The sequence below is a fragment of the Limnothrix redekei LRLZ20PSL1 genome (genome assembly GCF_043235035.1).
Classification (GTDB): domain Bacteria; phylum Cyanobacteriota; class Cyanobacteriia; order CACIAM-69d; family CACIAM-69d; genus CACIAM-69d.
In genome coordinates, this window is the sequence record NZ_JAZAQF010000057.1 from 124114 (window position 1) to 137773 (window position 13660).

The window sequence follows — 13660 nt, forward strand, 5'->3', positions numbered from 1 at the left end:
GGGGATGATCAAATATTGCAGGACAGTCGTAGTCTTTAAGAATTTTTAACGGCCAGACCTGTGCCAAGCCATCGAGCAAGGATGAGAATAGGTAAAAGTTCAGTATTGCTCGCTACTAAGCAACAGCCATAGATAAATTTGGTGCGTTACAGTAGGGTGCATTTGAATCGAGCCATACCGAACCATCCGAACCGATCGCCAAGAGGGCCTTCTATATGCTGCAAACGAAACTGCGTTACTCGATCGACGAGATCCGAGACGAAGCCCGCCATCTCGTGGAAACGGGAAACGTGGATCGTCATCAGCCCCTCTATGTCCTCTGCCAATTTATTCCGCCTCGGGAATGGACTTGTGTGGAGTTTGAGCTAGAGCGGTGTGACTATCTACTCCGGGACTGTGTGGGAGACCTGCTCAGTCACGAAGAATGGACTAACGATTAAGACCAGTAGCCCAAGCCCATCAAGCGCACATTAATTGGCTTGCCAAACCTTAAGCTATCGCGTGAGACTACGTGGGCGCTGTTACCCATCAAATTTGCAATTTTCGCTCGCCAGATCAAACAATCAACTGCCGATCGGCTGAGATACATACACACTCTCTCACTGCGATTCATTCAGACCCATTCAGATTCAGCCTCATTGAGACTCACCCCAAGATCTAAGCAGCACTGATCAGGTCTAGTTAGCTCCGGTTAGATCTATTGGATTGATTGATCAGACTCAATTTATTAATCACAATCTATCAATCAATGGATCTAACAGGGTGTCGATCAACAAATTTCAATGAATGCCTAAAAGCAGGCTGAAGTAATCCAGAGCGCCAAACGGCGCAAACATTGACCAGGCAAGGAATTGACCAGGCAAGAAGCTGGAGTTCCTTGCCTGTTTATGTCCTGTTTATATGTAGACTCTGTTACTGAACTACTTTCGCTAACGTTTCTATTGTCTGATTTTAGTTTTTAGATGGCTAGATTTTTGTACTTCTGAGCTTCTGGGTTGCTAGACTTCTGGGATTTTAATTACTCTTTTTCATCAGCATTCAAGATTAAGTCCAGGATAAAATACTATCAACATTTTTGTAAACATCTTGGTTTGCGAATTAAATCTAACCCGTATGCGCAAGTTTTTAAATCTCTTTAGCTATTAACTTAGATATTTTTGAATCGATAATAATTTTCACTGAAGACTAAGCAAGGTTTAAAAGAAAAAACTAAACAAGCAAATTCACAGAAAATAATCCATAACAGGAAAATCAAATAAGAAAACAAGGAGCCAAGGCCCCTTGTTTCGTCAGCGATCGATCAGTTGTATTTAGTTGTATTTAGTTGCTGTGTTGACTTGCTTTTAAGCGTCCAAGGCTTAAGTTCTGAGACTCAAACCGAAGGCTCAGGTAAACGCCCTAAACCACTTGTTCAATTTCGGCAATTTCGGGGATCACTTCCTTCAAGCGGCGCTCGATGCCCATTCGCAGGGTCATGGCCGAGCTAGGGCAAGAACCGCAAGCCCCTTGAAGACGCAGCTTGACAACTGGCCCGTCAATTTCAACAAGCTCAACGTTGCCACCGTCAGCCATCAGGTAGGGACGAAGTTCATCAAGGGTGGTTTCGACGTTTTCAACAGTGAGGGGTAGGGTCATGGCGAGCGTTCTGGATTTAGCAAAACGGATGAGGATTTTCCTTGGAGGGATGACCTCAGGGCGGGCGATGGATGGGTCGCTGGATCGTGTGATCGCCCGTCCTTTAGTGTATCGCCTGACTTGATTACTTTTACAACAGACAGGTTGCTAAATCTGGGTCATGCCCCCGAGTCATTCCCCCAAGTCATGCTCTTGAGTCATGCCCACAATGTGATGGGATCTCAGTTCATAGGGGATCTCAGTCCATGGCGAATCGCTCACGACCGGTTGCCCGTGGCCGCTCGTTTGTGGCAGTTAGCGCACCAAAATCGTGAAGGTCAAGGGAGGAAGCTCTGTTTCGCCCACTTGGGCCACGGACAGCCGGTAGCGATCGCCCGGTTTGACGTTCCGCATGGACAGGCGCAGGAGGCCTTCCCCAGCCGCTTGCACGGAGGCCTGGGGGCCGTTGAGGGTGGCGGTGCCCGTGCCGGGAAGCCGCAGGGTGAGGTTCAAGGCAGGGCGATCGGCTTGGGGGATGTAGTGGGCCTCAATCCGCAAAGCACCACCGTCGGCTAGCCATTCTTGGGTGACCTGGGGGGTTTTGGCGCTGAGTTCGAGGGTCAGGCGGTTCAGCAGTTCCCGCGCGGCCAACAGAGCAATGGTCATTTGCTGCTGGGGATTGGCGCGATCGTATTCCACATATTCCATGGGGAAGCGATTGGCAGCGCCTGTACGCACGGCCGTTGCCCAGCGCAATACGACGGAGGCTTGGGCATTCAACAGACGATCTTGGTCGGGAAATAGCTCATCCACGGCTTGCATGAGGGCTACGCCTTCTTTGAGAGCCTGGGCAGCAACGGTTTGACAAGCGGCTAAGAGTCGTTCGGCCAAGTCCGCTGGCAGGTTTGTGGGCAGGTTGAGCTGCTGGAACTGCCGTAGCCAGGGATTTTGGGGAACTTGGGCGATCGAGGGCGCGTCCTCGTACGTGTCGCGATAATCTAGCACTGTTTCGGGCGACTCCCAGGGAAACAGGGGAGGACGCTGGGACGCTTCTAGAATCAACCGCTGTTTCAGCAGGGCATGATAGCGCTGGTCAACGACAGGCATTGCATCAAGTTCGAGCATAGGATTCGCAACCGATAAATCGCTGGAGGATAGCGATCGCGCTGGTGCGGGGTTGATCGCCGGATCCTCAAGAGCGGAAAAGTCACTCTCTAGGAGGTCAGCGGGATCGAAGGCATGGGCAGCGAGGGCCTGTTCGATCGCCTGATCAATCTCGATCGGCTCAAGCTGGGTTGCCCCAAGTTCAATCGGCTCAAGCGATCGGGACTGATCAGGGGTGGTTGTGGAGTCGAGTTCCTTGGCCACATCCAATAACTGGCCCAAGAGCTGCGCTTGCAACGCACCGGGAACGCTATCTAAGTTGCTATTCATCTGTCCCCCTCCTCGTTCCGGACTCTGTGCGATTACGAATTTCCCAAGCGGTTTCCAGCAACTTGAACCATAGCTTTTGCACTTGAGAAGCGCTGATCCCCATTGCTTGGGCCACGGTTCGATCGTCTGATCCCGCGCGTTTTAGCTCCACCAATTTGGTAATTTCCGGGCCCAGTTGATTGAGCAAACTTTCCCATTGACGAGGGGTTAAGCCTAAATCGCGCTCCAAATCCACATCAAGCCACTGGTGAACCAATTCCCAACGGTGGAGCAAAGCAAAGCGAATGAGGTGATATTTGAAACGCTGTTGTAAGTAATCGCGCTGACGAGCATCCAGCCCCAACACCTTTTCAATTTCGCTGGCGGATAAGTCTTTTAATCGCAGCACCAAGTAGTTAACGCATTCCTCTTGGTTGCGATCGCGCAGGTAAGCAATTAATTCATCCACAACCGCCTGGCGCAGGGCCCCATCCATCACATCGGTAGATTCCTTGGCGCTGATTCGATCGCGCACCTGCTGCACCGATGCGTCATCCCAGGAGTAGCCCTCACCGCTATCACTGGCGCTTTCGGCAGCCTGATCCATGTCGATCGAAGTTTCCGGGGGCTGTTGACGGGCAAAGGTTTGGGCCCGCAACACAATTAACTGCTGCGATCGCCCGCCAGGCAACGGAATCCGGCGCTTGGCGTAGCGTTCCACAAACGCCATATATTCCGCCAACTCCAGCCGTACCCGAGGGGTATAGTCTGGGGGCAACTGGTTTTCACGCCGAAAGGCCCCCAACGCTTCCACATAAAATCCCTGGAGGAAATCCTCGATCGCCAACAGCCGCGCTTGATAGCTCGTGCGCGATCGGGCTGGGGAAATGTATCGGTAAATGATGGCGCTGAGGGTGCTGTGCAACTCGGCCCGGCCGCGTTGGGATCCCAATTGGTAATAGCGCAAATTCTGTTGCAATCGGTGACGAGCCAGGCTGTGGGCCCAACCCAACACATCCCCGGAAGACTGGATCCGACGACTTTCAGTGCAGATGCGATCGACTTCCGCCGCAATTCGATCGGCCACTGCTGCACAAACCGCCTCTGGAGCCGTCGTTCCTGACCGCAACTCCCGCTGCAATAAATTGATCGTCGATTCCACGCCCCTACAACTCTCGTCTGATGCCAACATTACAACCGACCATTGCGACTGATGCCACCCCAAGACTCCGGAGATGTCCTACGGAACGGTTTACCATGACAAGCATAATCGACTCAGCGATGACCACCACGAGCGATTACGCTGCTTGTGCGATCAGTAACCCCAATTAGCCCCCAACAACTTGCCACAAAATCCGCAGGTACAATGCTTGCGGCCGAGCGCAACGATGGTTGTGGCACGAGCGATCGTTGCTAGGACTGTTACTAGGGCGATTGCCAAAGCTGCTGCCCACCCTGCCTAGCTTGACCGTCATTTTTCGTCTTTTTCATTGAACCTATGGATATTGAAAGCCAAATTCAAATTCTGATCGACAATGCCCCCCAAGACGGTCAAACCCCCGAAATCGTTGCCGCGATCGCCCCAGCATTGATCTACTTCGCCAACCAACTGAGTCGCGAAGACTACTACATCCTACAAACCCTCAATGGCGATTGGGTACGCGTCACCCTCGGGAACCGCCGCGAGCAGGGAATCGAGAAAAATGTGGTCTACGCCTTTCCCACCTTGCAAGACGCAGCCCGTGGCCCCATGCCCACCAAAGATCCCAACTTGATGGCCGCCCCATTTCCCGTCACGCACATCCTGTTTCAACTGATGGCAATGGAAACGATCGATAGCCTCGTATTTTTCGACATCCCCGGCGATGTGATGCAAGGCATTGAAGTAACCCGAGAAGCCTTTCAAGAAACTGTTCGCAACCTCTTCTCTCAGGTGCAGCAATGGCAGGAGGGCGACATGATTCCCAATCCGCTGCCCAATAGCGCCACGACGATCCCTTCAGACTTTGCCTAGTAGCATGGCCACCTTAATTTGGGGGGTCAAAGTTGCGAAATCAGTTGTCATAACGAGGGGCTTAAGCCCCTTGTTACCTAGCGATCGGGGAACGGCAACAGCCATTTGACTTGACCGATCGACATAGGCTCGTTCCGCTACTAGAAAGCTTTGGGAAAGTTCTATGATCTACCATCTATGATTCATTTCTATATGCCCTTTGCCCAAGTGAAGAGAAAGAGTTGAGGCACAAGAGGACTGTCAATTTTCATTCAAGTTCTAAAAACAACAAAAGCCACCTCGATGTTCAAAACTAGGGTGGCTTTCGTGTTGTTTGTTACGGTTGGTCGGTTGCAGACAACTATAGCCAGTGGTGACTAAAGATCGTCGTGGCAAGTAATCGCTGCGGGTAGCAAGTGCAGGTCATTACTTTGGGGAGTTGCTGCGAACCGTCATTGTGGATCATCAACGAGGTTAGAACTCAACGACCACTCGTGCGGGTGCAGAAAATGGTTGACTCTGCTAACACTAACCCCTGAAGGTTCTAATGCTCTAGGCGACTGAGGATGCAGCGAAGGCAACTGCCAAAGTTAGCCCCAGGAGTAAGACAGCGGCCCCACCCAGTTGTGCGTAGCGGCGTTGTTCCCAGAAGGTGGGGTAATGCGCGTAGTACATCTTCGGCTCTTTAGCGTAGTTATTCAGTTGGCCGGTTTCGTTAATGGTGGTGTACATGGCACTGCTCCAAAGGGTGTGGGGGCTGTTTGTTGCCCTGTGTTTCACAGTATAACACTATGTAAATTTTTCTTGCAACATACTTGACGAAAATTATTTTATTTTCCTCATTCGGAGCAAAAAGCCTTTGTAGTCATCAGTCCAGCTCTCGGATCAACCCACATTTCATCGTTTAATAGACACATGCGTTAATAACGATTTAAAAATCACTACAGATTGCTTGCTTTGGGCCCGATCGCGCCCGGGGGCGAAAACGCAAGGCTATACTCGTTTTTGAGCGGGGATCGTCCTTGTCTAGTTCTTCAGCCCCTGTTCACCGCTTCCTATGTCCTCCTCGATCGCCCCGTGGCCCGATCGCCCTTGCCGCTTTGCCGTCATCAGCGATTTACATGTCGCTTTGCCCCACACGGTTTGGGACCATCCGAGTCGATTTCACTTGGTGGAGGTGGCGATTCCGGCCCTAGAGCAAATCCTAGAGCGACTGGAGCTACTAAATTTAGATTTCCTGTTGTTGCCCGGTGACCTAACTCAACATGGCGAGCCAGAAAATCATCAGTGGTTGGTGCAACGGCTGAAACAGTTGCCCTATCCGGTTTATGTGGTTCCGGGCAACCATGATTTTCCTGCCCAATCGAGCTACCCACGCATCACGACCCTGCCGGAGTTTGTGGCGCTGTATCGAGACTTTGGCTATGGGGATTCTCCGCAGCCCTATTACATTCAAGAGTTGTTGCCTGGCCTGAGGCTGATTGGTCTGAATTCCAATCAACTTTCAGAAGATGGCAAGGAAATTGTTGGGGCGATCGATGCGGAGCAAATGGCCTGGCTCGATCGCACCCTCGCCCAGCTCAACCCGCAGGATCTGACCCTGGTGATGGTGCATCACAATGTGGTGGAACATTTGCCAGAGCAGGCGACTCACCCCCTGGGCAGTCGTTACATGCTCCAGAATGCGATCGAACTGCGCCAAAAGCTGCGATCGGCCGGGATCCAGTTAGTCTTTACGGGCCACCTCCATGTGCAGGACATTGCCGAAGCTGACGGACTCTATGACATCACCACCGGCTCCCTAGTCAGTTACCCCCATCCGTTCCGCTTGGTCACCTTGCGGCGCGATCGCGCGGGTCATCCTTGGTTGGAGGTGGAATCGGGCCGCGTGAAGTCTGTTCCCGGTTGGGAAGATTTGCCCGCCCTTTCTCGGCAGTGGATGGGCGATCGGAGTCCACCGTTTATGTTGAAAATGTTGATGTATGGCGGTTTGGGGCTGTCGCAAGACGAAGCGCTCTTGCTGGCTCCCCAGTTGCGGAATTTCTGGGCCGATGTGGCCAATGGGGACACGCTCTTTGAGTTTCAGCAATTGCCCCCGATCGTGCGGGACTATTGCCAACAATTTGGGGCGATCGGCCCCGACGGCTCGATCGCACGCATCGACAACCACATCGCCCTGCGCCTCTAGAAACATCAAACCCAACCTGCAATCTCCAGGCCGCTAACCACTCCTAACCCATCCCCCAAAAGCAGACAAGGGGCTTAAGCCCCTTGCCCTTCGCGCGATCGTTGGCTATTCAACACCAAATTCCGCGCCCTCAGTTTTTTCGTCCCCGCGCATCAAGCGTCACCCAGTACCAGTCACACGGCACCCAGAGCGTTCTAAACCGCAGCCACCAACGGCTCCGAAGCCGACGGCCGACGATTAATCACCTGGTCAATCAGGCCATAGTCCTGGGCTTCTCCAGCCGACATGAAGAAGTCGCGTTCCGTGTCCTCTTCAATGCGGCTCAGGGGTTGACCCGTGTGATCCGCCAAGCAACGGTTGAGATTGGCCTTGTGATACAGAATTTCCTTAGCTTGGATTTCGATATCCGTTGCTTGGCCCTGTGCGCCGCCCAAGGGTTGGTGAATCATAATTCGGGAGTTCGGCAAGCTCATCCGTTTGCCCTTTTCACCGGCACTGAGCAAAAACGCTCCCATGCTGGCCGCTAGCCCAACGCAGATGGTGCAAACGCTCGGGCGGATGTGATTCATCGTGTCATAGATGCCCATGCCAGCCGTCACCGAACCCCCAGGGGAGTTGATGTACAGGTAGATATCCTGTTCGGGATCTTCCGCGTCAAGGAACAGGAGCTGCGCCACGATCGAGTTGGCCACATCCGCATCGATCGCCGTTCCCAAAAACACAATGCGCTCCCGCAGCAACCGGGAATAAATATCAAAAGCGCGTTCGCCGCGGCCAGATTGTTCGATAACAGTCGGGATCATGCGCGTCCTATGGCTTGTGAATGACCTGAAACAACCTTGATTCTAGCGAGTTGCGCCAAATACCTTCTAGGGGTCTCGATACGGGTCTCCGCCCTAAGGTCTGCTCGATCGCAATGAAGCCTAGGCTGAACAGGCTAGTTGCCCATTTCACGCTCTCGATTCTGAGCAAGGTCGATCGACGCTCAATAGGCTGATCCACCATTCCCCGGCGATTTTTCAGCCAGCCAGAGCACAAGATCAGCAACGCTACACCAAAAGCCCAGAGACAAAAAAAGGGGTGGTGTGTCAATCACACTCACCCAATGAACCGTTGTCGTAAAAAGAGAGTTAGAGCAGGAAAAGAGAGTTAGAGCAGGGTCTGTGGAGATTGCCAGAGATGTCAGACAGAGATGGCACGCTGCGGAGACCCCAAAGGGGTGACTTTTTTGCTTTGTCCGCAAGCGCGTGAATGCAATGGAGTTTTTAGCCCTTATTGCGTTTTCAGCACTTTCATAACTTTAAGGGTATGCGAAAACCCCTAGCTGTCTGTAAAGCTAGGATGAACTTTCGCCCATTCCGTATGAACCTTTGGTAAAGAATTGCCAGGCTCCAAGGACAGGGACTGAATTGAATTGGGTTGAGTTGGATTGGGCTGCGAGGTTGACCCAGCATTTCAACTGGTTAAACGACTTCTCGCCCAGCATTTACCCCATCTGTTTTGATCCGTGTCTGACTGTCTGACTGTCTGACTGTCTAACTGTTTAACTGTCTGGCTATCTGCTGTTTGCGGTCTGCTTTTTTCGTGACTGGCTTGTTTTCAGCCGGCTTTACGCGCCAAAGCAGGATCGATCGTTTCCCGCCACTTGGTTCGCCCGTGGAGATGATTCAACCTTTGGCGATCGGGGCTAACCAGGCGGGGGGATGCCAGTATTTTGCCGGTTGCACTCTAATTTGGAAAGGGCGGGGGTCAGTTTTTTGATCGCCACAGGGCGATCGCCCGGGTCACCCCCAACCCACTCCTTTCGTTGAACGAGTTCATTGAGTCGCTTGCAAACGATTCGTGAACTATTCGCTGATGGCTCCCACCGCTCCCGAATAGATGGCTCCGCGCGGTGCATCCAAGGTCACGATCGCCCCGTCACGAATGGCATCGGTGGCCCCGTCCACGCCCACAATCACGGGAATGCCTAACCGTTGGGCGATTGTGGCCGCGTGCCCCGTCAGACTGCCATCTTCGGTAATTACGCCACCGGCACGGCGAATCGCTTCAATGCAATCAACACTGGTAGCAGGGGCCACGAGGATTTCGCCCGCTTCCAGGGAGTTGGCATCCATCAGGTTTTTCACCACCCGGGCCCGACCGCTAACGGAGCTTTGGCCAATGCCACGGCCACGGCCCAGCACAGAGGTCACCACTTCTACTTTGATCAAGTCTGTGGAACCGGAGATACCTTGCAACGTACCGGCGGTCATCACCACCAAATCCCCTTCGCGCAAGACGTGCTGTTCTTGGGCCAGCCCGATCGCCGCTTGCAGAGTTTGGGTGGGTGACGGCAAATCCAACACCATCAGCGGCCGCACTCCCCACACCAATTGCAATTGGCGGGCAATGTTGACATGGGGCGTGACAGCCAAAATTGGCGTACTGGGGCGGAACTTGGAAACGTTGCGGGCGGTGGCTCCGGACTTGGTGAGGGTTACGATCGCCGCTGCATCCAACTGGGCCGCAATGTCCCCAACGGCCTTGGAAATCGCATTCGGGATCGATCGCCCAGCACTTTCCAAATCGAACTGGAATTTTTCCTGTTCAATCCGCACGGCAATCCGAGCCATGGTGGCCACGGCTTCCACAGGATATTGACCCACAGCGGTTTCGTTGGACAGCATCACCGCATCAGTACCGTCCAAAATGGCATTCGCCACGTCGGAAATTTCCGCACGGGTGGGCCGCGGGTTGCTGACCATGCTGTCGAGCATCTGGGTTGCCGTAATGATCGGGATGCCCAGACGATTAGCCGTGCGAATCAAGCGCTTTTGCAGGACGGGCACGTCTTCGGCGGGCAGTTCAACCCCCAAATCGCCCCGCGCCACCATCACCCCGTTACACAGGGAGAGGATGGCCTCCATCTGTTCGATCGCCTCGTGCTTTTCGATTTTGGCGATCACGGGCACGTTTTTGCCCCGACTGGCGATCAGCTCGCGGATTTCCAGCACATCTTGGGGATTGCGCACAAAGCTCAACGCCACCCAATCGACCCCTTGATCCAGGCCGAACACCAAATCTTCTTTATCCTTGTCGGTCAAAGCCTTGATCGACAGGTAAACCCCGGGGAAGTTCACGCCCTTGTTGTTCGAGAGGCGGCCGCCAACAATGGTGCGGCAGTGGAGATCGCCCTTGGCTCGATCGACCCGTTCCACGACCATTTCCACGCGCCCATCATCGAGCAAAATCGTGGCATTTTCAGGAACTTCTTCCGCCAGCAAATCGTAAGTGACGGAGCTTGCGTCCTGAGTGCCCACCACTTCCCGGCTGGTGAGCACGAAGGGATCGCCCTTTTGCAACACGATCGACCCTTCAGCAAATTTGCCGAGCCGAATTTTCGGGCCCTGAAGGTCTTGCAGAATCGCCACCGGCTGATTTAGCTCAAAGGAGATTTGCCGAATCAGCTTAATGTTGGACTGGTGATCGGCATGGCTGCCATGGGAGAAGTTGAGGCGAAGCGTCGTGGCACCGGCTTCAATGAGCGATCGCAACACATCGGGCGTGTTAGTGGCGGGGCCAATGGTGGCGACGATTTTGGTGCGGCGCAAGGGCTGTGGCGAGTCCATGAATGTCTCGAAACGTTGCGGGTACTACGATACCATCGATGGAGTCCTCTCTCTGCTATGGGCCATGCGATCGACCTGGGACTGCTTGCTAGAGAACGTGGGTGAGTGGTATGGATCTTTTGCCACGGTGGATGACCAAGGACAACTCCTTAGCGATCGCCCCAGCATCACTAGCATTACCCCCCTCGAAGGCGGCAAAACCATCCATCAGCGAGTGCGCCAATTTGCCCCCACGGCCGATGGACAGTTTCCTGAAATCGAAACCGCTGCCCCCGTTCAAGATTTAGAACTCACTTACAGCAACCTGGGGCGAGGATTCTTAGCCCTCGAAACCGGCGCATTTTCCCAAGGTTCCATGCAATTAGGGCCCTTTTCCGAATTTGGGGCCGAGTTGGGATTGGTGGCTCGGCCCTTGCGGGTGCGGGTCGTGATTCGCTACGACAAGGCGGCGCAGTTAATGCCCCTTTCCCTGATTCGGGAAACCCTGGATCCTATGCCAACCTTGCCGCCGGGGGAGCCGCTCACGCCTGAAGCGCTGTTAACCGCGCTGCCAGGAGTTTGGCAAGGACAGTGGGTGACGGTCTATCCCGATTTTCAGCCGGCCCAAACAGGCATGTCGCACTTGGAAGTTCGGCGATCGGGCGATCGGCTGGTGCAAACGCTCAAGTTCGGGAATCAGGCGATCGGCTCTGATGCGGCGATCGCGGGGAATCGGCTGGAGTTCCGCGCAGGCAACAGCACGGTGCTCCTGCTGCCCAACGGGATTTCTGCCACCTTTCCCACGCAACTCAATTATCGACAGCCGCTCTTTTTGGAGGCCGGTTGGCTAATCAACCCCAATCTGCGCCAACGGCTGATCCGCAGCTACGATGCCCAAGGAGCCTGGGCTAGCCTAACCTTGGTGACTGAACAGCGCGTCGCCTAGGTTGTTCCAACAACCCTGGCCCAGTGGCGAGGCGCGATCAAATGCCACATCTAGCTAGGGCGTTGGTGCAGGGCTGGATTGGGCTGGGCGCTGGGCGGGCCCCTGAGTCCGTTTCAACTCTTCCCGCAAAATTTGACGATAGGCACTGGGCAGCAAACGGGTCATGCGGTTGGTTTCAATGCCGTAGCCCAAACTAGTCCAAGTCCCGGACAAACGGCGCAACACTCGATCGAGCTGGCCTTGGCGCAAGGCCTGGCGCAAATCGATCCCCCAAGCAGCCCGATCGTTCAGCCAGCGATAAACCACCCAATCCTGATAAACCGGCTCGAAACTGTAGCGGCCCAAAACGCCCCAACTGTGGCGATCGGGGTGATAGGCCTTCGCCTTTTCAAACCAGGTGCGATCGAGCATTTGATAGCGACCCGCCGCCGTGGAGCAATTGCCCATATTGGGCCCCAGCAAAATCGTCACGCATTCCTGGGGATGCTGGCTCAGGTTCCGAACCCGTCGGCCGCCGTAAAGCATCGCGTAAGGATCACGGCCATTCGCCTCGCTCACCGAGATTGTCCGCATCAAGGCTCGCAGGTAAGGGTCTCCGCCCTGCATGGCCAGAGGCGGAATGGCCACGCCTTCGCTCAGCTTCAAGGCTGGGCCCAAGTAATTGGCCCCCGATGGCGACAACTCCGACAGGTTCAAGCCCAACCACAACAGGGTAATGGCACTGCCCGCCGCGATCGCCCCGTTGACCAAAGATCCCCAAAAGGTCGTCGATCCCTCTGCTGGTGCGGGTGCGGGCAACTTGGGTGGCAACTCGGTAGGCGAGCCGTTGGCATGGTCAAGCATGGGCCAGAAGCCGGATAGAGCACCGGAGGCAAGGGGGCAAAATTGGGCGATCGGGAAACTGAGCCTGAATCGACGAACGGTCTGGTTTTGATCGATACCTGAGTCCACCGCTCCCCTCAGGCACATTCTAAAGCCCGATCTTCCAACAGGCTGAGGGCAATCACCCCACAACACCCTTGTCCACCTCAGCTTCATCCATGCAGGAATTGGCGCACTGTGGCTAGGTAAGTTTCCGGATCCTCCAGCATTGGGAAATGTCCCGTGGCCGTCAGCTCGCGGTAGGTAATGCGAGGATTGAGTGCAGCGGCCTGCTGTCCCAAGCGCGGCGGAATAATTTGATCAAACTGTCCCGCCACCAACAGGGTCGGCACAGACAAGGCCGCAAAGGCAGCGGGCATCTCTTCCACGGCTCGCAGACTAACGGAGGTGAAGATCGTGCCCAGGGCCGCCGCACGATCGGCCTGAGTAAAGTCCTCCAGGAAAGCACGCTGCTCCGACATCGGAATGGAGCGATGTAAAAACCGCGCCATGAACAGTTGTGGCGCTAGGGGTAAGCGAGACAGCCAAGGAGGGCGAAATTGCACCACATAGCCCCCAAACCGGTAAAAGGCCGCAAAGGCCGCCGCGTCATATTCAAAAATGCCGCTACAGGTCAGGATGGCTTGCCGAATCCGATCGGGCGATTGCCGCATCAGCAACACGGCCACCGAAGCCCCCATTGAGTGGGCATTGAGATACACCGGCTCCGTGATGCCCAGGCGATCGAGCAGCGCGATCAGATCTTCCCCATAGGCTTCCAACCAGTAGTCAGGGGAATCGGCCGGAGGGTGGTCTTGGGGCAAGCGCGATCGGCCAAATCCCCGCAGGTCATAAATCAGCGCATCGAAGCGATCACTCAGGGCCGCCGCAGTCGATCGCCAATAGCGCCCGGAGCCGCCCCAGCCATGCAAAAACACCATAATGGGCCGACCGGTTGGGGTCGTTGCGCCCCCCTGTCGGATCCACTCGTAATAATGCGCTGTTCCGCGCACCTCCACATAGGCCATGGTTGCAGAGCAGCAAAGAAGGTTATT

General features: G+C 54.6%; 12 protein-coding genes. 4 read left to right on the forward strand and 8 right to left on the reverse strand.

The annotated features are described in order from the left end of the window. Positions 1 to 215 precede the first annotated feature (215 nt). Positions 216 to 440 (forward strand): DUF4327 family protein, encoded by a 225-nt coding sequence (locus VPK24_RS09425; RefSeq protein WP_099531580.1) that lies wholly within the window; start codon positions 216 to 218, stop codon positions 438 to 440. 958 nt (positions 441 to 1398) lie between these two features. Here VPK24_RS09425 and VPK24_RS09430 read toward each other — a convergent pair. The 3 genes from VPK24_RS09430 to hetZ form a co-directional block, all read right to left on the reverse strand. Continuing rightward, positions 1399 to 1635, reverse strand: coding sequence for a NifU family protein (locus tag VPK24_RS09430; protein WP_393012437.1), 237 nt, complete (start codon positions 1633 to 1635; stop codon positions 1399 to 1401). A gap of 294 nt (positions 1636 to 1929) precedes the next feature. Then, complete coding sequence (locus VPK24_RS09435) at positions 1930 to 3048, reverse strand: hypothetical protein (protein ID WP_393012440.1); 1119 nt, start codon at positions 3046 to 3048, stop codon at positions 1930 to 1932. Then, positions 3041 to 4219, reverse strand: coding sequence for a heterocyst differentiation protein HetZ (hetZ, locus tag VPK24_RS09440; RefSeq protein WP_393012443.1), 1179 nt, complete (start codon positions 4217 to 4219; stop codon positions 3041 to 3043). The genes VPK24_RS09435 and hetZ overlap by 8 nt, the downstream gene beginning before the upstream one ends. Positions 4220 to 4525: 306 nt before the next feature. Here hetZ and VPK24_RS09445 point away from each other — a divergent pair, with 306 nt between their 5' ends. Further along, complete coding sequence (locus tag VPK24_RS09445) at positions 4526 to 5041, forward strand: hypothetical protein (RefSeq protein ID WP_190355580.1); 516 nt, start codon at positions 4526 to 4528, stop codon at positions 5039 to 5041. A gap of 531 nt (positions 5042 to 5572) precedes the next feature. Here VPK24_RS09445 and psb34 read toward each other — a convergent pair. Then, on the reverse strand, positions 5573 to 5800 hold the full coding sequence (gene psb34, locus VPK24_RS09450; RefSeq protein ID WP_393012446.1) for a photosystem II assembly protein Psb34: 228 nt from the start codon (positions 5798 to 5800) through the stop codon (positions 5573 to 5575). Positions 5801 to 6077: 277 nt separating this feature from the next. Between psb34 and VPK24_RS09455 the strand changes: the two genes are divergently transcribed. Continuing rightward, positions 6078 to 7208, forward strand: a complete 1131-nt coding sequence (locus VPK24_RS09455; RefSeq protein ID WP_393012448.1) for a metallophosphoesterase family protein — start codon at positions 6078 to 6080, stop codon at positions 7206 to 7208. Between the two features lie 194 nt (positions 7209 to 7402). On the opposite strand, the gene clpP is transcribed toward VPK24_RS09455, so the two are convergent. After that, positions 7403 to 8011 carry an ATP-dependent Clp endopeptidase proteolytic subunit ClpP gene (clpP, locus tag VPK24_RS09460; RefSeq protein WP_099531589.1) on the reverse strand — a complete coding sequence of 203 codons (609 nt, stop codon included), beginning with the start codon at positions 8009 to 8011 and terminating at the stop codon, positions 7403 to 7405. 1044 nt (positions 8012 to 9055) lie between these two features. Then, complete coding sequence (pyk, locus tag VPK24_RS09465) at positions 9056 to 10819, reverse strand: pyruvate kinase (protein WP_393012452.1); 1764 nt, start codon at positions 10817 to 10819, stop codon at positions 9056 to 9058. Here pyk and VPK24_RS09470 point away from each other — a divergent pair. After that, complete coding sequence (locus VPK24_RS09470; RefSeq protein ID WP_393012455.1) at positions 10773 to 11744, forward strand: DUF3598 family protein; 972 nt, start codon at positions 10773 to 10775, stop codon at positions 11742 to 11744. The genes pyk and VPK24_RS09470 overlap by 47 nt on opposite strands. 54 nt (positions 11745 to 11798) lie before the next feature. On the opposite strand, the gene VPK24_RS09475 is transcribed toward VPK24_RS09470, so the two are convergent. Both VPK24_RS09475 and VPK24_RS09480 read right to left on the reverse strand, forming a co-directional pair. Then, positions 11799 to 12587 (reverse strand): glycoside hydrolase, encoded by a 789-nt coding sequence (locus VPK24_RS09475; RefSeq protein WP_393012458.1) that lies wholly within the window; start codon positions 12585 to 12587, stop codon positions 11799 to 11801. Between the two features lie 191 nt (positions 12588 to 12778). Beyond that, the gene (locus VPK24_RS09480; protein WP_393012461.1) at positions 12779 to 13633 is read right to left on the reverse strand and encodes an alpha/beta fold hydrolase; all 855 of its coding nucleotides are present in this window, start codon (positions 13631 to 13633) and stop codon (positions 12779 to 12781) included. Positions 13634 to 13660: the final 27 nt, after the last annotated feature.